14 protein-coding genes and 3 rRNA genes are annotated in these 16940 nt (G+C 67.1%); 3 read left to right on the top strand and 14 right to left on the bottom strand.

The genetic code is table 11. From position 1 onward, the window contains the following. Positions 1-8 precede the first annotated feature (8 nt). The 6 genes from rrf to Q5722_RS11255 form a co-directional block, all read right to left on the bottom strand. Positions 9-125: ribosomal RNA gene (gene rrf, locus Q5722_RS11280) — 5S ribosomal RNA — on the bottom strand. Positions 126-226: 101 nt separating this feature from the next. Beyond that, positions 227-3327: ribosomal RNA gene (locus Q5722_RS11275) — 23S ribosomal RNA — on the bottom strand. 349 nt (positions 3328-3676) lie between these two features. Beyond that, positions 3677-5191: ribosomal RNA gene (locus tag Q5722_RS11270) — 16S ribosomal RNA — on the bottom strand. The 16S, 23S and 5S rRNA genes sit together here, the layout of an rRNA operon. A gap of 521 nt (positions 5192-5712) precedes the next feature. After that, positions 5713-5850 carry a hypothetical protein gene (locus Q5722_RS11265; RefSeq protein WP_305028303.1) on the bottom strand — a complete coding sequence of 46 codons (138 nt, stop codon included), beginning with the start codon at positions 5848-5850 and terminating at the stop codon, positions 5713-5715. A 17-nt stretch (positions 5851-5867) separates the two neighbouring features. Next, on the bottom strand, positions 5868-7499 hold the full coding sequence (gene pruA / locus Q5722_RS11260) for an L-glutamate gamma-semialdehyde dehydrogenase (protein ID WP_305028302.1): 1632 nt from the start codon (positions 7497-7499) through the stop codon (positions 5868-5870). Positions 7500-7522: 23 nt separating this feature from the next. Further along, positions 7523-7936, bottom strand: a complete 414-nt coding sequence (locus Q5722_RS11255) for a DUF6912 family protein (protein WP_305028301.1) — start codon at positions 7934-7936, stop codon at positions 7523-7525. A 133-nt stretch (positions 7937-8069) separates the two neighbouring features. Here Q5722_RS11255 and Q5722_RS11250 point away from each other — a divergent pair, with 133 nt between their 5' ends. After that, the gene (locus Q5722_RS11250) at positions 8070-9374 is read left to right on the top strand and encodes a hypothetical protein (protein ID WP_305028300.1); all 1305 of its coding nucleotides are present in this window, start codon (positions 8070-8072) and stop codon (positions 9372-9374) included. Here Q5722_RS11250 and Q5722_RS11245 read toward each other — a convergent pair. Both Q5722_RS11245 and Q5722_RS11240 read right to left on the bottom strand, forming a co-directional pair. Then, positions 9337-10605, bottom strand: coding sequence for a CpaE/TadZ family protein (locus tag Q5722_RS11245; RefSeq protein WP_305028299.1), 1269 nt, complete (start codon positions 10603-10605; stop codon positions 9337-9339). The genes Q5722_RS11250 and Q5722_RS11245 overlap by 38 nt on opposite strands. A 1-nt stretch (position 10606) precedes the next feature. After that, a complete protein-coding gene (locus Q5722_RS11240; protein WP_305028298.1) occupies positions 10607-11248 on the bottom strand; it encodes a hypothetical protein in 642 nt (213 codons plus the stop codon). 105 nt (positions 11249-11353) lie between these two features. On the opposite strand from Q5722_RS11240, the gene Q5722_RS11235 reads away from it, so the two are divergent. Then, positions 11354-11599 carry a helix-turn-helix domain-containing protein gene (locus Q5722_RS11235; RefSeq protein WP_305028297.1) on the top strand — a complete coding sequence of 82 codons (246 nt, stop codon included), beginning with the start codon at positions 11354-11356 and terminating at the stop codon, positions 11597-11599. Between the two features lie 11 nt (positions 11600-11610). Here Q5722_RS11235 and Q5722_RS11230 read toward each other — a convergent pair whose 3' ends face one another. From Q5722_RS11230 to sigE, 3 genes are read right to left on the bottom strand one after another with little or no spacing between them, the layout of a single operon-like run. Then, positions 11611-12870: a S1C family serine protease gene (locus tag Q5722_RS11230; protein ID WP_305028296.1), complete on the bottom strand. Its 1260-nt coding sequence runs from the start codon at positions 12868-12870 to the stop codon at positions 11611-11613. A gap of 11 nt (positions 12871-12881) precedes the next feature. Further along, entirely contained in the window at positions 12882-13316 is a 435-nt protein-coding gene (locus Q5722_RS11225) for a hypothetical protein (RefSeq protein WP_305028295.1), read from the bottom strand. Continuing rightward, entirely contained in the window at positions 13313-13903 is a 591-nt protein-coding gene (gene sigE / locus Q5722_RS11220) for an RNA polymerase sigma factor SigE (protein WP_305028294.1), read from the bottom strand. The genes Q5722_RS11225 and sigE overlap by 4 nt, the downstream gene beginning before the upstream one ends. Before the next feature lie 141 nt (positions 13904-14044). On the opposite strand from sigE, the gene Q5722_RS11215 reads away from it, so the two are divergent. Then, positions 14045-14698, top strand: a complete 654-nt coding sequence (locus Q5722_RS11215) for an O-methyltransferase (protein WP_305028370.1) — start codon at positions 14045-14047, stop codon at positions 14696-14698. A gap of 132 nt (positions 14699-14830) precedes the next feature. On the opposite strand, the gene Q5722_RS11210 is transcribed toward Q5722_RS11215, so the two are convergent. Genes Q5722_RS11210 through Q5722_RS11200 form a run of 3 tightly spaced genes read right to left on the bottom strand, consistent with a single transcriptional unit; the run spans position 14831 to position 16877 of the window. Beyond that, a complete protein-coding gene (locus tag Q5722_RS11210) occupies positions 14831-15178 on the bottom strand; it encodes a hypothetical protein (RefSeq protein ID WP_305028293.1) in 348 nt (115 codons plus the stop codon). Then, entirely contained in the window at positions 15175-16707 is a 1533-nt protein-coding gene (locus Q5722_RS11205; protein WP_305028292.1) for a leucyl aminopeptidase family protein, read from the bottom strand. The genes Q5722_RS11210 and Q5722_RS11205 overlap by 4 nt, the downstream gene beginning before the upstream one ends. Continuing rightward, positions 16704-16877, bottom strand: a complete 174-nt coding sequence (locus Q5722_RS11200; RefSeq protein WP_131585754.1) for a DUF3117 domain-containing protein — start codon at positions 16875-16877, stop codon at positions 16704-16706. Before Q5722_RS11200 ends, Q5722_RS11205 begins: the two co-directional genes overlap by 4 nt. Positions 16878-16940: the final 63 nt, after the last annotated feature.

Raw genomic sequence — 16940 nt, 5'->3', positions numbered from 1 at the left:
GAAAATTTGTCCGGCGACGTCCTACTCTCCCACAACCTCCCGGTTGCAGTACCATCGGCGCTGTCAGGCTTAACTTCCGGGTTCGGAATGGAGCCGGGTGTTTCCCTGACGCTATGGCCGCCGAAACTCTATGGAGTTAGATCAACCAACTCCAAGCCGTTTCTGGGCTTGGATCTGGTTCCCGACCGTAACTCGGGAACCACACAGTGGACGCGCAACATCTTTGAGGGACAAGCCCTCGACCTATTAGTACCGGTCGGCTGGGCATTACTGCTGTACACCTCCGGCCTATCAACCCAGTCATCTACTGGGGGCCTTACCCGGTTAACCCGGTGGGAAACCTCATCTTGAAACGTGCTTCCCGCTTAGATGCATTCAGCGGTTATCACTTCCGAACGTAGCCAACCAGCCGTGCTCCTGGCGGAACAACTGGCACACCAGAGGTTCGTCCATCCCGGTCCTCTCGTACTAGGGACAGCCTTTCTCAAGTTTCCTGCGCGCGCGGCGGATAGGGACCGAACTGTCTCACGACGTTCTAAACCCAGCTCGCGTGCCGCTTTAATGGGCGAACAGCCCAACCCTTGGGACCTACTCCAGCCCCAGGATGCGACGAGCCGACATCGAGGTGCCAAACCATCCCGTCGATATGGACTCTTGGGGAAGATCAGCCTGTTATCCCCGGGGTACCTTTTATCCGTTGAGCGACGCCGCTTCCACATGCCAGCGCCGGATCACTAGTTCCGACTTTCGTCCCTGCTCGAGCTGTCACTCTCACAGTCAAGCTCCCTTGTGCACTTACACTCGAAACCTGATTGCCAACCAGGCTGAGGGAACCTTTGAGCGCCTCCGTTACATTTTGGGAGGCAACCGCCCCAGTTAAACTACCCATCAGGCACTGTCCCTGATCCGGATAACGGACCTAGGTTAGACATCTAGTACGACCAGAGTGGTATTTCAACGATGACTCCACACTAACTGGCGTTAATGCTTCACAGTCTCCCACCTATCCTACACAAGCCGAACCAAACACCAATACCAAACTATAGTAAAGGTCCCGGGGTCTTTCCGTCCTGCCGCGCGTAACGAGCATCTTTACTCGTAGTGCAATTTCGCCGAGTCCACGGTTGAGACAGCGCCCAAGTCGTTACTCCATTCGTGCAGGTCGGAACTTACCCGACAAGGAATTTCGCTACCTTAGGATGGTTATAGTTACCACCGCCGTTTACTGGGGCTTAAGTTCTCAGCTTCGACTTACGTCTAACCGGTCCCCTTAACCTTCCAGCACCGGGCAGGAGTCAGTCCGTATACATCGTCTTACGACTTAGCACGGACCTGTGTTTTTAGTAAACAGTCGCTTGGGCCTGGTCTCTGCGGCCATCACCGCTGCCACTCGCAAGGAGTTTGACGGATCCGGCCCCCCTTCTCCCGAAGTTACGGGGGCATTTTGCCGAGTTCCTTAACCATGGTTCACTCGATCGCCTTGGTATTCTCTACCTGATCACCTGAGTCGGTTTGGGGTACGGGCGGCGCATAGCTCGCTAGAGGTTTTTCTCGACAGCATAGGATCATCCACTTCACCAATATGGCTCCCCATCAGGTCTCAGGCACATAGATGACGGATTTGCCTATCATCAGCCCTACACCCTTAGCCGTGGTCTACCATCGCCACGGTTGGACTACCTTCCTGCGTCACCCCATCGCTTGCCTACTACCAGGTCGGGTCGTGCGCTCCACAATCCCAGACTCCCCCGAAGGGAAGAAAGGGTGCTTCGGGCACTTAGCATCACTGGGTTCAGCATGGGCGCTATTTTGCCGGTACGGGAATATCAACCCGTTGTCCATCGACTACGCCTGTCGGCCTCGCCTTAGGTCCCGACTTACCCAGGGCAGATTAGCTTGACCCTGGAACCCTTGATCATTCGGCGGAGGAGTTTCTCACTCCTCATTCGCTACTCATGCCTGCATTCTCACTCGTGTGCTGTCCACGGCTGGATCACTCCGCCGCTTCAACCCGCACACGACGCTCCCCTACCTATCCATGCAACTGGACCACGAAGGCCTGTCTTACGCATGAATACCATAGCTTCGGTGGATAACTTGAGCCCCGCTACATTGTCGGCGCGGAATCACTTGACCAGTGAGCTATTACGCACTCTTTCAAGGGTGGCTGCTTCCAAGCCAACCTCCTGGTTGTCTGTGCGACTCCACATCCTTTTCCACTTAGTTATCGCTTAGGGACCTTAGCTGATGGTCTGGGCTGTTTCCCTCTCGACTACGGAGCTTATCCCCCGCAGTCTCACTGCTGCGCTCTCACTTACCGGCATTCGGAGTTTGGCTAACGTCAGTAACCTTGTGGGGCCCATCGGCTATCCAGTGCTCTACCTCCGGCAAGAAACACGCAACGCTGCACCTAAATGCATTTCGGGGAGAACCAGCTATCACGAAGTTTGATTGGCCTTTCACCCCTATCCACAGGTCATCCCCTCAGTTTTCAACCTAAGTGGGTTCGGTCCTCCACGCGGTCTTACCCGCGCTTCAACCTGCCCATGGATAGATCACTTCGCTTCGGGTCTTGATCGTGCAACTCAAACGCCCTATTCGGACTCGCTTTCGCTACGGCTTCCCCACACGGGTTAACCTCGCTACACAACGCAAACTCGCAGGCTCATTCTTCAAAAGGCACGCTGTCACCCACGTAGGGGCTCCAACGGATTGTAGGCACATGGTTTCAGGTACTATTTCACTCCCCGCCAGGGGTACTTTTCACCTTTCCCTCACGGTACTTGTCCGCTATCGGTCACCAAGGAGTATTTAGGCTTAACGGGTGGTCCCGCCAGATTCACACGGAATTTCAGGGGTTCCGTGTTACTTGGGTGTCACTCAACAGAGCCGGTGTCTTACATGTACGGGGCTATCACCCTCTACGGCAGGCCTTTCCAGACCACTTCGACTTCAACACCGGTTTCTTACTCTGCTCCACGACGGCAGTCGAGGAAAGAATGATCCCACAACCCCCCAAGCGCAACGCCTGCCGGCTATCACACGCATGAGGTTTGGCCTGTTCCGATTTCGCTCGCCACTACTCTCGGAATCACTTTTGTTTTCTCTTCCTGTGGGTACTGAGATGTTTCACTTCCCCACGTTCCCTCCACGCACCCTATGTGTTCAGATGCGGGTAACTGGACATGACTCCAGCTGGGTTTCCCCATTCGGACATCCCCGGATCAACGCTCGGTTGCCAACTCCCCAGGGCTTATCGCAGGCTCCTACGTCCTTCATCGGCTCTTGGTGCCAAGGCATCCACCATGTGCCCTTAGTAGCTTGTCTTGCTACAAAGATGCTCGCGTCCACTGTGTAGTTCTCAAGATACGGGCGGCCCCACCCCTCACCCACACATCAGTGCGACCTCGGTAGTGGTCCATACGTAGAGAAGATCAATCCCGGACCAACGTCCGAAGCTCGATCCCTCAGGACCCAACAGTGTGCCAAGCCACCCCGAGACAACCAACCCCCAGGTTCCACGCCCACCACACGGTGAGCAGTACTGAGGAGGCATCGTTCTCAACGATGACCAACTAATCGACGTTCCACTAGTGAGCAGTGCAGACCCGAGACACATTCGGCCTCGAAAGCCTGCGCCCTGGACCGATTGATTCGGCCAGTGAAAGCTCCTTAGAAAGGAGGTGATCCAGCCGCACCTTCCGGTACGGCTACCTTGTTACGACTTCGTCCCAATCGCTCGTCCCACCTTCGACGGCTCCCTCCACAAGGGTTAGGCCACCGGCTTCGGGTGTTACCAACTTTCGTGACGTGACGGGCGGTGTGTACAAGGCCCGGGAACGTATTCACCGCAGCGTTGCTGATCTGCGATTACTAGCGACTCCGACTTCATGGGGTCGAGTTGCAGACCCCAATCCGAACTGAGACCGGCTTTTTGGGATTCGCTCCACCTCGCGGTATCGCAGCCCTTTGTACCGGCCATTGTAGCATGCGTGAAGCCCTGGACATAAGGGGCATGATGACTTGACGTCATCCCCACCTTCCTCCGAGTTGACCCCGGCAGTCTCTTATGAGTCCCCACCATTACGTGCTGGCAACATAAGACGAGGGTTGCGCTCGTTGCGGGACTTAACCCAACATCTCACGACACGAGCTGACGACAGCCATGCACCACCTGTATACCGACTAAAAGGGCACCTATCTCTAGGTGTTTCCGGTATATGTCAAACCCAGGTAAGGTTCTTCGCGTTGCATCGAATTAATCCGCATGCTCCGCCGCTTGTGCGGGCCCCCGTCAATTCCTTTGAGTTTTAGCCTTGCGGCCGTACTCCCCAGGCGGGGCGCTTAATGCGTTAGCTGCGGCACGGAACACGTGGAATGTGTCCCACACCTAGCGCCCAACGTTTACGGTGTGGACTACCAGGGTATCTAATCCTGTTCGCTCCCCACACTTTCGCTCCTCAGCGTCAGGTAATGCCCAGAGAACCGCCTTCGCCACCGGTGTTCCTCCTGATATCTGCGCATTTCACCGCTACACCAGGAATTCCGTTCTCCCCTGCATACCTCTAGTCGGCCCGTATCGGAAGCAGGCTCGGAGTTAAGCTCCGAGTTTTCACTCCCGACGTGACCAACCGCCTACGAGCCCTTTACGCCCAATAATTCCGGACAACGCTCGCACCCTACGTATTACCGCGGCTGCTGGCACGTAGTTGGCCGGTGCTTCTTCTGCAGGTACCGTCACTTGCGCTTCGTCCCTGCTGAAAGAGGTTTACAACCCGAAGGCCGTCATCCCTCACGCGGCGTTGCTGGATCAGGCTTTCGCCCATTGTCCAATATTCCCCACTGCTGCCTCCCGTAGGAGTCTGGGCCGTGTCTCAGTCCCAGTGTGGCCGGTCACCCTCTCAGGCCGGCTACCCGTCGAAGCCTTGGTGAGCCATTACCTCACCAACAAGCTGATAGGCCGCGAGCCCATCCTTCACCGCCAGAACTTTCCACCCCACCAGATGCCTGGCAGGGTCATATCCGGTATTAATCACCGTTTCCGGTGGCTATCCCAGAGTGAAGGGCAGATTGCTCACGTGTTACTCACCCGTTCGCCGCTCGTGTACCCCGAAGGGCCTTACCGCTCGACTTGCATGTGTTAAGCACGCCGCCAGCGTTCGTCCTGAGCCAGGATCAAACTCTCCGTTGAAAACAACACCCACACAGAAAAACCATGCAGGAAAAAGAGATCCCGGCAAGAGACCGAACCCTGACAAAATTGTCAGAATTATCGATTACTTACCAAAGGAACCATCCAACCCACACCCGAAGGCGCAGACGTCGGACGGGTAAAATTAATTCGTCGACTTTTGGCACACTGTTGAGTTCTCAAGGATCCAGCGCGCACCTCGCTCGGCCTCTCGGCTCCGCTTGGGGCAACTCGATCAAACTTACCGGCTTCGTTTCGGCCTGTCAAACTGGCCTCCGCGATGCGGCTCCCCGGGGCACACTGCCCCGTTGGGTTCCTCGCAGCCGCTTCAGCGCGCATGCTCAGATCCTGGTGGGGAAGGTGGTCAGGCGGTCCGCAGTGGGGAGGAGATCCTCCGCGTCGCGGCGCCGGGGGCGTCCCGCGCTGACAGGTGAAACATTAGGGCACGTTGGCCGACGAATGCAAAACGGGGTGGTTTCCCGGCCTCTGCAGCGCCTTTTCACGCTCAGACGGCCGACGGCTCAGTCCTCTTCGTCCTCGACGGCATGCCGGCGCAGGTAGACGACCACTCCGGCGGCCAGCAGGAATGGCCCGAAGGCGATGAGCAGGACGAGGACTTGTTCGGCGGGGTTCAGGTGCCCCAGGTGCATCGGGATCATGGTGCGGACATTGTGTCTCAGGTACCCATGTGGGGATACCGGTGATCACGCGGCGGCACGAGCGTCTCCTTCACCGTGCGCGTGGAGGTCCATCGGCGGAGGTTCTCCGCGGAGCCTGCCTTGTCGTCGGTGCCGGACGCCCGGGCCCCACCGAAGGGCTGCTGCCCGACGACGGCACCGGTCGGCTTGTCGTTCACGTAGAAGTTGCCGGCTGCGAACCGCAGCCTGGCCGCCGTGCGCGCGATGGCGGCCCGATCCGTCGCGAAGACCGCACCGGTCAGGGCGTACGGCGCGAAGCCCTCGAGCTGGTCGACGACCGCGTCGTACTGGTCGTCCTCGAAGACGTGCACGGCGAGGAGCGGGCCGAAGTACTCCTCCCCGAACATCGGGTCGGTGGGGGCATCGGCGAGGACGACGGTCGGCCGGATGAACCACCCGACTCGGTCGTCGTACTCCCCGCCCGCGGCGATCCTCAGGCCCGGCGTGCGCCGAGCACGCTCGATCGCCTCGGTGACCCGCCGGAACGCCCGCTGGTCGATGACGGCACCCATGAAGTGCTCGAACTCCGCGGGGTCTCCCATGCCGAGCGCGTCGACATCCGCGAGGAACTGCTCGCCCATCCGCTCCCACACCGTGCGGGACACGTAGGCACGCGACGCTGCCGAGCACTTCTGACCCTGGTACTCGAAAGCACCGCGCAGGAGGGCGACCCGCAACGCCTCGGCATCCGCGGACGGGTGTGCCACCACGAAGTCCTTCCCACCGGTCTCGCCGACCAGACGGGGGTAGGACCGGTAGGAGGCGATCCGCTCCCCCACGGTCGACCAGAGGTGCCGGAACGTCGCGGTGGATCCGGTGAAGTGGATCCCGGCCAGGTCGGGGTCGGCCAGCGCCACCTCGGAGACGGGGGTCCCGTGCCCCGGCAGCATCGAGATCACGCCCGGCGGGAGCCCCGCCTCCACCAGGAGTTCCATGGTGAGGCTGGCCGCGAGCTGCTGCGTGACCGAGGGCTTCCAGACGACGACGTTGCCCATGAGGGCCGGCGCTGTCGGCAGGTTGCCGGCGATGGAGGTGAAGTTGAAGGGCGTGATGGCATAGACGAAGCCCTCGAGGGGGCGGTGGTCGAGGCGGTTCCACACACCCGGCGCCTGGAGCTCGGGCTGCTCCTCGAGGATCCGGCGGCCGAACAGGACGTTGAAGCGCCAGAAGTCGACCAGCTCGCAGGCCGCGTCGATCTCCGCCTGGACGACGGTCTTGGACTGGCCCAGCATCGTGGCGGCGTTGAGCCGCTGGCGCCATGGCCCCGCGAGGAGCTCGGCAGCGCGGAGGAAGACGGCTGCGCGCTCGTCGTACGGGAGCTCGCGCCAGCCGGGCGCAGCTGCCTTCGCGCCGGCCAGCGCCCGGGCGGTGTCCTCCGTCGTCGCGTGCCGGAAGTGGCCGAGGACCCGTTGGTGGTCGTGGGGCGCCACCACCCGGCCGTCGGCACCACCGCCAGCGCGCCACTCCCCGGCGATGTAGGCCGGCAGGTCACGCTCCTCGGCGGACTGCCGTGCCAGCTCGGCGGCGAGCTGTGCGCGCTCCGCCGTGCCCGGCGCGTAGTCGAGCACCGGCTCGTTGCGGGGTGTGGGTGGATGCGTCGTGGCGTCCATTCCACGATCGTGCCACGGGGACCTCAGGAGACGAGGCCGGCGATCTCCTGCGTGGCGTGCCAGGCCAGGTCGGCCTCGTCGAGGTCGTCCTCACCGATGTCGCTGAGGTCCGCGTGTACCGAGGCGACCCGAGACCACGGCAGGTCTGCGGCGACCGTCACCAGCGTGGGGTCCTCGGAGTCCTCGGGTGTCACGGCGTCGACGTCGCCGGCGAGGACGAAGCGGCGCGGGACGTCATCGTCGGCACGCAGCTCCCAGGAAGCATGCGCGGCAGCCGCCATCGCGGCGTACTCCAGCTCCTCCTCGTCGCCCTCCGGCCATGCTGCGACCAACGCCGCCGTGACGGCATGGGCCGGGAAAGGGGCGCCGACCCGGCCCGCGGCGAGAGCGCGCGCCAGGCCGTCGCGGGTGAACGGGACGTACACACGGACGGCCATCGCGACCTCTTTCATCAAGTTCTTGGGATCCTGTGGAAGTCTCCCAGAGCCGGAGGCACCTGCTGCGCAGGCGCCTCCGGATGACTTCGAGGACCGTGTGCACAGGTGCACGGCAGAGCAGGACGGCTGACAGATGTTCATCAGCATGCACGGCGTCGGCGGCGCCAAGGACCTCCCGATCCCGGCCGAGTACGCGATCGCAGGTGCGTGCGCTGCGCTCACGGTCTCCTTCGTCGTCCTCGCGGTCGCCTGGCGCAAGCCGCACTTCGCCGAGACCACCACCGGCGCCGTCGACGAAGCCGGCGCACCCGGCGGCCCGGTCATCGGCCCGGTGCTGCGCGTCCTCGGCTTCGCCTTCTTCCTGTACGTCGCCGTGGCGGCCCTCTTCGGCCAGGACACGCTGATCAACCCGGTCTTCGGCGTCTTCTACGTGCTGCTCTGGACCGGCATGGTGCCCCTGTCGCTCGCCTTCGGCCCCGTCTACCGCGCCCTGAGCCCGGTCCGGACGGTCAACGCACTGCTCGCGCGGGTGTCCGGAGCCGACCCTGCGACGGGGCTGCGTGACTATCCCGAGCGGCTGGGTTACTGGCCGGCGGCCTTCGGGCTGCTGGCGTTCGTGTGGATGGAGCTCGTGTTCGCCGGCAACGCCGAGCTCGGCAACGTCCGGCTCTGGCTGGCGGTCTACATCGGAGCGATGGTCATCGGCGGAGCGGTCTACGGCAACACGTTCTTCGCGCGCGCCGACCCGTTCGAGGTCTACTCGACGTTCGTCGGACACCTGTCGCCGCTGCGCCGTGTCGACGGTCGGGTCGTCCTCGTGAACCCGTTCCGTCACCTGGCTTCGCTCGAGATCCGTCCCGGGGTCCTCGCCGTCTGCGCGGTCCTCCTCGGCAGCACTGCCTTCGACTCCCTCGGGGGCTCCTCGTGGTGGCTGGTGCACACCGAGTCGCTGGGACCTCGCGAGGTCGTGGGGACCCTCGGGCTGATCGGGCTGATCGGAGTCGTCGGCCTGCTGTTCTCCGGGGCGACCATGCTCACCGGGATCCACCAGGGGCACGACCGCCGGCAGCTGCCCGCGGCGTACGCGCACACGCTCGTGCCGATCATCATCGGCTACGTCTTCGCGCACTACCTGAGCATGCTCGTCGAGAGCGGCCAGCAGACCCTGATCCAGCTGAGCGATCCGCTGAGCAACGGCAGCAACGTGCTCGGCCTGTCCGACCGTGGCGTGAACTACTGGCTCTCCGAGCACCCGACGTTCCTCGCAGTGGCCAAGGTGTCTGGCGTCCTGACGGGACACGTCGTCGCGGTCATCGCGGCCCACGACGCCGCGATGCGGCTGCTGCCCAAGCGCGACCAGCTCTCGGGTCAGCTGGCGCTGCTCTTCCTGATGGTCGGCTTCACCGCCGGCGGCCTGCTCCTCCTCTTCGGCGCCTGACGCCGCGCCGCGGGGAGGCCACGGGCTCGCGCGAGCCCGGGAAGAGCGCGTCGACGAGCGGCGCGAACGCCCGCGAGAGCGGACTCGGGCCTGCCTCGACATAGGTGCGGCCGGTCACGATCGCCCGGTCGGCGGCCAGCCCGTCGTCGGGGATCTGGTGGAAGGCGGTCACCTCCGCAAACCCCGACAGCAGGCGCTCCGCCTCCGTCTCGTCGATGCCGAGCCGCGGCCGCCACCGGTTCAGGACGACGTGCAGCGGCTGGCCGCTGGAGCGCTCGCCGAGGTCGTCGAGGGCACGTGCCAGGCGGGTGAGCCCCACGGGGTCCGGCGTGCCGACGACGACCAGGACGTCGGAGCCGGAGAGCGCCGCGTGCGTGAGCGCATTGCGGCCCGGACGGCCACCGAAGTCGGAGACCGGGTCGTCCTCGACGCTGAACCCGGTGTCGAGGACGATGTCGCCACCCGCGTCGGCGAGGAGGGCCTCGACGACCTCCGGCCCGGCCTCGGCCCACCGGTCCCCTCGCGGGAGCCCGGTCACCACGCGAAAGCCCCCGACCCGCCTCACGGCCCCCGGTGCGGTCGCAGGCGGGTCACCGCGCCCCACCGCACGCGCGGCTGCGAGGAGACCGGACACCTCGTCGAGCACTCCGAGGCGCTGGGCCACGGAGCCGCCCCAGGGGTCCGCGTCGACGAGCAGCGGGCTGGCTCCCCGAGCGGCCAGCTCCCCCACCATGCCCAGCGCCACCGTGGTCCGCCCGGGGGCGCCGCAGGGACCCCAGACGGCGACCGAGACGCCGCGCGACACGGCAGCGTCCGCGGACGGCGGACCGCTGACCTCTGCGCCCGGGCCGGCTGCGCGCGGGCCCGGGGAACCGTCGGACGCTGCGCGCACGAGCTGGGGAAGGGTGCCCACGTCCGCGGCCGTCACCAGGTGGCGGACGCCGGCCCTGAGGGCGCGGTCGACGATGTCGACCCGACCGTCGGCGAGCACGACGACCGGCTCGACCAGGTCACGGCGCAGCCGGGTGATCGCGTCCTGGTCGAGGCCCGGGGCCTCGGCCGCGACGACGGCGACGCGGGCGTCTCCTGCTGCCGCGTGGGCGAGGAGGTCCGTCACGTCCATGCAGCGGCGGAGCACGACCACGCCCGGGGCGGAGTCGAGGGCCGCGAGCGCCGCTGGCTCCCAGTCGGCGCCCGACCCGACCACCAGGACGCTGACGGCGACGGCCACGTCAGCCCTCCCGCGTGATGGAGACCCGGCCATCGCGGGCCGCGGCGAGCACCCGGCCCACTCCGTCGCGTGCCGTGGCAGGGACGCCCACGACGACCTCGCGGTCCGACCCGGCTCCCAGCAGCTCATCGGGGGCCGGCACCTCCAGCACGACGACGTCGTCGAGCACGGGGGAAGCCGCCTCGCCACGGTCGCCGGAGGCGACCCAGACGTCGACGACCGCACCGGGAACGAGGGACGGCGGGACGGCGCCGGCCGGGACGGAGACCGGCACCGAGACCACACCGGCCGCCTCGGCACCGAGCGCCGCCGCCGGCACCAGCTCGCCCTCCGCCACAGCCCGGAGGACCCTCCGGTCGTGCGGGAGGGGACGGTCGGCCCGGAGGTAGCGCCGCGCGGCGCGGTCGTCGAGGTGCACGGAGGTAGCGACGACATCGGAGCTGCGGATCGTGACACCGGGCTGCAGGTCCGAGCGCGCCGCCCACACCGGCGTGAGGTCGTCGGCGCCCGCCATCACGCGCGCGCCCACCGCGATCGAGGCCGCCACCAGCGCCACGCCTGTCCACAGCCGGGGATCACGCCAGGGCGTCCGCAGCGAACGTGCAGCGGCCGGCGTGCCCGAGGTCCCGAGATCCTTGGTCACGCGGCACATCATGCGCGTGAGGGGGCGATTTCGTCACCCCTGCCGTCCACAGGCAGCTCGTGGTGCGGCGCGGACGGTCAGGGTCGGGGTGGCAGAGTGGGAGCCATGTCCGGCCCCCGTTTCCTGACCCTCGCCGATGTGGCAGAAGTCCTCAACACCTCGACAGCACAGGTCTATGCGCTGGTCCGGCGCGGAGAGCTGCCGGCCATCAAGATCGGTGGACGCGGCCAGTGGCGGGTCGAGACGGAGCAGCTCGAGACCTACATCCAGCAGCAGTACGTGGCGACGCGGCAGTTCGTCGACGCCCATCCGTTCACCGAGGTGGACGAGGGCGCCGACGAGCTGGGCTGACGTGCGGCGGGTCAGCCGACCTTCGACGCCAGCTTGACCTGGACGGTGCGCGACGTGCCGTCGCGCTCGACCGTGAGCTTCACCGTGTCTCCGGGCATCTGCGCACGGATCGCGACGATCAGCGAGGCGTTGTCCGAGACCGTGTGGCCGTTGATGGCGCTGATCACGTCGCCCTTCTCGAGGCCCGCGCCCGCGGCGGGGCTGCCCGGCGTCACGTCCTCGACGTGGGCGCCGTCCTCGTCCGGGCCGCTGCTGACAGTCGCGCCAATGACGGGGTAGCTCGCGTGACCGTCGCGCAGGATCTCGTCCACGGACACGCGGACCTGCTCGACCGGGATCGCGAAGGCGACACCGATGTTGCCGCCCTGCCCCGTCGAGGAGCCGGCGACGGTGGCGATCGCGCTGTTGATGCCGACGATCCGGCCGCGCATGTCGACCAGCGGACCGCCCGAGTTGCCCGGGTTGACGGCCGCGTCGGTCTGGACGGCGTTGATGAACGACGTGGTGTCCTCGGCGTCGCCGCTGGTCGACACCGGTCGGTTGAGCGAGGAGACGATGCCGGCGGTCACGGTGTTGGCCAGGCCGAGCGGCGAGCCGATCGCGACGACGCCCTCGCCCACGCGGAGGTCGGTCGACGTGCCCAGCGCGGCCGGCTGCGCGCCCTCGAGGCCCTTCACCTTCAGGACCGCCAGGTCGTAGGCCTGTGTGCGGCCGACGATCTGAGCGGAGTAGCGCTTGCCGTCGGAGCTGACCACGGTCACCTTGCCACCCGGGTGGTCCGCACCTTCGATGACGTGGTTGTTGGTGACGACGTGGCCCTCGCGGTCGAGGACGAATCCGGATCCCGTCGCACCCTGCTCCTCGGACTCGGTGTCGGCGACGATCTGCACCGTCGACGGCAGCACCTTCTGCGCGACCGCCGAGACGCTTCCGTTGTCCGCCGGGAGCGGTGCCTTGGTCTCGATCGAGACCGCTCCCAGCCCGTCGCCGGACGAGGACGACGGGTTGAGGTTCTGGTAGGCCGCGCCTCCCACCGCACCCCCGACGAGGCCAGCGAGCAGGGCGAGCACGGCGACCGACGGCCACACCCAGCCGGCGACCCGGGAACGGCGTTCCGGCTCGGGGGCGGCACCGAACACGCCGCCGCCGTAGGCCGGAAGCGCAGTGGTCGGCTCGGGCCGCGCCGCCGCGGGCGGGACCGGCGGCGCCGGAGGCGCGGGCGGCGCAGGCGGAATCGGGGTGGTCGGCTGCTCGTCGTGCTGGTCGCTCATGTGGTGGTCCTTCACGGCTCGGTGCGGGTGCGGGGCGCCGCGGGGTCGGAGATGCGGGTCTGGAGGGAGGTCGCCACGGGCGGACGCCGGTCGGCCGGGTGGTCCGCGACCTGGAGGGCGATGACACCGATCATCGCCGCGCCGAGCGAACCGGCGCCGAGGGCGGCGACCGTGAGCATGCCGCGGTGGTCGGACGCACGCGTCAGCGCCGGCAGCGGCATGCCGTAGGCCGGGGTGTCGGCGAGGCCCTGACGCAGCCCGAGCGGCGCGCTCTCGGGCCAGGACGAGGCGAGGCCTGCCAGCTGCATCTTCACCCAGCCCTCCCGCTCGACGCGGGCGCTGCAGCGGCGGCAGCCGTGGACGTGGTGCCAGAGGCGCTCGGCGTCCTCGCGCGGCAGCTGGCCGTCGACGAGGGCACCGACGCGGTTGCCGACGTGGCCGATCACCGGGCAACTCCCGTCGCGACGGTGAGCGGACCGGCGTACCGCGTGCGTCCCGCGGACGGCGCGCGGTGGGCGAGGCTCGCGCGGAGCATCGCGCGACCACGGCTGATGCGCGAGCGCACCGTGCCGAGCTTGGCACCGACGATGTCCGCGATCTCCTCGTAGGTGAGCCCCTCGATGTCGCACAGCACCACAGCTGCGCGGAAGTCGGGCGGGAGGGCAGCGAGTGCCTGCTCGACGTCGGCGTCGAAGGTCCGGTCGGCGTACGCCTCGTGCGGCGCGGCGAGGCTGGAGCGCAGCCGCTCGGCGCGCTCGTCGGAGAGCGCGTCGAAGCGGATCCGCTGCCGGCGGCGGGCACCGTCGAGGAAGAGGTTGGTGGTGATGCGGTGCAGCCATCCCTCGAACGTGCCGGGCGTGTAGGTGTCGAGCGACCGGAACACGCGGACGAACACGTCCTGGGTCAGGTCCTCGGCGTCCGCCGCGTTGCCGGTCAGCCGGTAGGCAAGCCGGTAGACGCGGTCGCTGTGCCGGTCGACGATCTCGTCCCAGGTGGGGACGGCGTCGGCCTGGACGGGGCTCACTTCGGTCATGGCAGTCACGCTAGGCATCCGATCTGAAAGAACCCTGAGGTGTTGCAGGGTGCTGACTGTGAAGGCGAACGACCCGTTCACCCCGTGTGTTCCCACGAAAGCAGACGGTAGGGTCGTGCCACACCGGTTGAGGAGGCCGTCATCACTGCACCGATCAGCACCACGAGCTGGACCTACGCCGAGGAGTTCGTGGGCGAGGACGATGTCCTGCGCGCTGCGCGCGAACGTGCCCAGGAGGTCGGCGTCGTGCCGATCGGCTCGGGCGTGGGCGCAGCCCTCCGGTTCCTCGCCGCCGTGCTCGACGCACGTGCCGCCGTCGAGATCGGCACCGGCACGGGTGTCTCCGGCCTCTGGCTGCTCCGCGGCATGCGCTCGGACGGTGTCCTGACCACCGTCGACGTCGAGGCCGAGCACCAGCGCCTCGCGAAGAAGACCTTCACCGAGGCGGGCATCGCCTCCAACCGCGTGCGCACGATCCCGGGTTCCGCCCTCGACGTGCTCCCCCGCCTCACGGACGGTCACTACGACATCGTCTTCTGCGACGGCGACAAGCGCGAGTACTCGGCGTACCTCAAGGAGGCGCTGCGCCTGCTGCGTCCGGGCGGCGTCGTCTGCTTCGACAACGCCCTGTGGCACGACCGCGTCGCGGATCCCGCCCAGCGCGACGACCAGACGGTCGCCATCCGCGACCTCGGCCGCGCCGTCGCCGAGAACGACGACCTCATCCCCGTGCTGCTGCCGGTCGGCGACGGTCTGCTGTGCGCCAAGAAGGTCTGGGCCCCCGAGGCCGACTGAGTGAAGGCCGGGTCGCGACCTTGCTCGTGGACGCGAACCCACCGAGGGAGGCGCGCCGAAGGCGGCTGACCCACTGACCAACGACGAAAGGGCCCGTTCCCCGAGGGGAGCGGGCCCTTTCGTCGTCGTGCCTCAGTAGCGGGCGTACGGCGTGAAGCCAGCGCCGCCCTCGGCGACCGCGACGACCTCGCACGGCTCCAGGTAGAGCGGCCCCGCACCGGTCAGCTCGGAGACGGGAGCCTTGTCCGCGATCGCGGCGAACTCGGTCTGGAACGCCTCGCGAGCCTCACCCGTCTCGAAGACGTAGCAGCCCTCGAACCACTGCCCCGGCACCATGCGCCACGACTTGAAGCGCAGCCCGGGCTTGCCCGTGAAGCGTGCGTGGGACGGCTCCTCGACGTAGTCACGGAGCCGGTCGGCGATGTCGGCGGGCGCATCGGCGAGGGACCAGCGGACGGTGAGGCCGTTGAGGTTGTTCACGAGATTCCTTCCAGGGGCGCTTCCTGCTCCAGCCAGTGGAGCAGGAGCCGGGCGCCGAAGCCGCTCGGCCCGGTGGTCCAGATGCCGTCATCGGCGACGGTGTCGCCGACGGGAGCGACGTCGAGGTGCGCCCACGGGATGCCACCGACGAAGTGCTGCAGGAAGAGCGCCGCGGTGATCGCGCCCGGGCCACCGGCCGCGTTGTCCGCGTCGGCGATCTTCGAGGACAGGCGCTCCTCGTAGGCAGCGGCCAGCGGAAGCCTCCAGAGCCGCTCACCGGCCGCATCACCGGCGTCGGCGATGCGCGCCGCGAGCGCGTCGTCGTTGGCGAAGAGCGCCCCCGTCTTCAGGCCGAGCGCGACCTTGGCGGCACCGGTCAGCGTCGCGATGTCGACGACGGCGTCCGGCTTCAGCTCGGACACCGCGTAGGCGAGCGCGTCGGCGAGGACCAGCCGGCCCTCGGCGTCGGTGTTGGTGACCTCCGTGGTGCGGCCGCCGTAGTGGCGGATCACGTCGCCGGGACGGTACGACGAGCCGGAGACCGCGTTCTCCGCAGCGGCGACCAGGCCGGTGACACGGAGGGGACAGCCGACCGCGGCGAGCGCGGCCATCGTCGCGAGGACGACCGCGCCGCCGGTCATGTCGCGCTTCATCGTGACCATGGAGTCGGCGGGCTTGATCGAGAGGCCGCCGGAGTCGAAGGTGATGCCCTTCCCGACGAGCACGAGGTGCGGGGTCCTGCGTCGGGCCTTGGGCGGCACGTAGTCGAGCTGGATCAGCCGCGGCGGTGTGGCCGAGGCCTGGCCGACGGCCAGGATGCCGCCGAAGCCACCGGCACGCAGCTGGGCCTCGTCCCAGACCCGCAGGTCCAGGCCTGCCTCTGCCGCCCAGACCGTGGCCTGCTCGGCGAGCCACGCGGGGTTCTTGAGGTTGGACGGCGTGGTCGCCAGGGCGCGCGAACGCCAGCCGGCCAGCGCGATGGCGGCGGCGGTGTCGACGAGCGGCTGCCGCGAGGGCGCGGTGTCCAGGACGACCGTCCCGACCGGCTGGGCAGTCGCGCCGGCGGAGCGCCAGTGGAACTCGAACGAGCCCAGCACGAGGCCCTCGACCAGGGCCCGCAGGGCGGCGTCGTCAGCGAGCGAGGCGAGCCCCGCGTGGAGGCGTTCGCGCCCCTTGCTCGCACGCGCCAGGGCGGCTCCGGCGTCGCGGAAGTCACGGGGCCGCGACGCGCCGAGACCGACCAGCAGCACCGCTCCCCCGCCCGGGAGGACGTGCTGGGTCAGCTCGCCGGCGGCACCGGAGGCGCCGTGGAAGGCGAGGACCTCCAGCAGGTCGACATCGAGGCTGTCAGCCAGCGCCGACGCGCCCGGGCCGAGGACGGGACCATCGGTCCCGTCCTCGGCCGGAAGCACGGCGAGCGCCACGAAGGCGCCCGCGGGCAGGCGCCCGGCATCGTGCTCCTCGAGCACGAAGGCGGGCGGTGCGATCTGGGCGGGCAGGCCGACCAGATCAGTGGAGGCGAGGGTCACGCAGGACCGACGACGCCCGCCAGGGCGTCACGCAGGTTGCCGGCTTCTTCCGCGTTGAGCTCGACGACGAGACGGCCGCCACCCTCGAGCGGGACGCGCATGACGATGCCGCGACCCTCCTTGGTGACCTCCATCGGACCGTCGCCGGTGCGGGGCTTCATTGCCGCCATCCGCGACACCTCTTCCTTGATCTTCAGGCTCTGACAAGGCGTCGCCGAACGACACCGAGTGAC

Origin of the sequence: Nocardioides jiangxiensis (genome assembly GCF_030580915.1) — a bacterium.
GTDB lineage: Bacteria > Actinomycetota > Actinomycetes > Propionibacteriales > Nocardioidaceae > Nocardioides > Nocardioides jiangxiensis.
Note: the sequence above shows the minus strand (reverse complement) of the source record. Positions and strands in the feature narration are given on the sequence as shown.

What these genes read in the sequence shown, in the direction of transcription:
- Q5722_RS11265 (WP_305028303.1), bottom strand. Translation starts at nt 5,850, where the DNA reads ATGATCCCGATGCACCTGGGGCACCTGAACCCCGCCGAACAAGTCCTC.
- pruA (WP_305028302.1), bottom strand. Translation starts at nt 7,499, where the DNA reads ATGGACGCCACGACGCATCCACCCACACCCCGCAACGAGCCGGTGCTC.
- Q5722_RS11255 (WP_305028301.1), bottom strand. Translation starts at nt 7,936, where the DNA reads ATGGCCGTCCGTGTGTACGTCCCGTTCACCCGCGACGGCCTGGCGCGC.
- Q5722_RS11250 (WP_305028300.1), top strand. Translation starts at nt 8,070, where the DNA reads ATGTTCATCAGCATGCACGGCGTCGGCGGCGCCAAGGACCTCCCGATC.
- Q5722_RS11235 (WP_305028297.1), top strand. Translation starts at nt 11,354, where the DNA reads ATGTCCGGCCCCCGTTTCCTGACCCTCGCCGATGTGGCAGAAGTCCTC.
- Q5722_RS11230 (WP_305028296.1), bottom strand. Translation starts at nt 12,870, where the DNA reads ATGAGCGACCAGCACGACGAGCAGCCGACCACCCCGATTCCGCCTGCG.
- sigE (WP_305028294.1), bottom strand. Translation starts at nt 13,903, where the DNA reads ATGACCGAAGTGAGCCCCGTCCAGGCCGACGCCGTCCCCACCTGGGAC.
- Q5722_RS11200 (WP_131585754.1), bottom strand. Translation starts at nt 16,877, where the DNA reads ATGGCGGCAATGAAGCCCCGCACCGGCGACGGTCCGATGGAGGTCACC.